The organism is Microbacterium sp. P5_E9 (assembly GCF_054049175.1).
Genome location: NZ_JBFUMV010000046.1, coordinates 1 through 816 on the forward strand (window position 1 = coordinate 1; position 816 = coordinate 816).

Annotated in this window: 2 protein-coding genes; both read left to right on the forward strand. The window is 62.3% G+C overall.

All coding sequences use genetic code 11. The features are described from left to right. A partial coding sequence (locus ACXJ3V_RS20115; protein WP_457102128.1) for an ABC transporter ATP-binding protein occupies positions 1-447 on the forward strand: 447 nt, incomplete at its 5' end. After that, positions 435-816, forward strand: a 382-nt coding sequence (locus tag ACXJ3V_RS20120; RefSeq protein ID WP_457102129.1) for an ATP-binding cassette domain-containing protein, incomplete at its 3' end; no start/stop codon positions are given. The genes ACXJ3V_RS20115 and ACXJ3V_RS20120, both read left to right, overlap by 13 nt.

Sequence of the window (816 nt, forward strand, 5' to 3'; positions counted from 1 at the left end):
TCGCTACTCCACCAGCCGAGCGCGAAGAAGCAAGAGGCCCCTACGCGTGCGCGCGCCCTGCAGTTGCTGGATTTGGTGGGCCTGCTGCATATGGCGCACCAGCCTGCGGGAAGCCTGCCCTACGGCTTGCAACGCCGCGTCGAACTCGCACGGGCACTGGCGACCGAACCGCAGCTCCTTCTGCTCGATGAGCCTGCTGCAGGTCTCAACCCGCAGGAGACGGCCGAGCTCGGTCAGCTGTTGCTTCGCATCGGCAAGTGCGGTGTAAGCATCTTGATGGTCGAGCATCACATGGATCTCGTCATGTCGATCTCGGACCACGTCATCGTGCTCGACTACGGCATCAAGATCGCCGAGGGCAAGCCCTCCGAGGTGCAGGCGAACCCCCGTGTAGTCGAAGCCTATCTTGGCGTCGACGAGCCCGAAGAAGCGCTTTGCGCAGCCTGAACCAGAAAGTCAATATGCTGAAACTCGAATCAGTCAAGGTTGCCTACGGCGCGATCCAGGCAGTCAAGGGCGTGAGCATTGAAGTGCGCAAGGGCGAGGTGGTGACCATCATCGGCGCCAACGGGGCAGGCAAGAGCACCTTGCTCAAGAGCATCTGCGGGTTGGAACCCGTCAGTGAAGGTCGCATCCTGCTCGATGGCAAGGACATCACGAACGTCGCATCGCATCAGCGTGTGGGCCTTGGGGTCGCGATGTCCCCTGAAGGCCGCGGCGTATTCGCCGATCAGACGGTGCGCGAAAACCTGATGCTCGGTGCCTATTCGCGAAAGAGCGACCCAGCCGCCACGGCGGCCGCCATCGAGCGCGAAT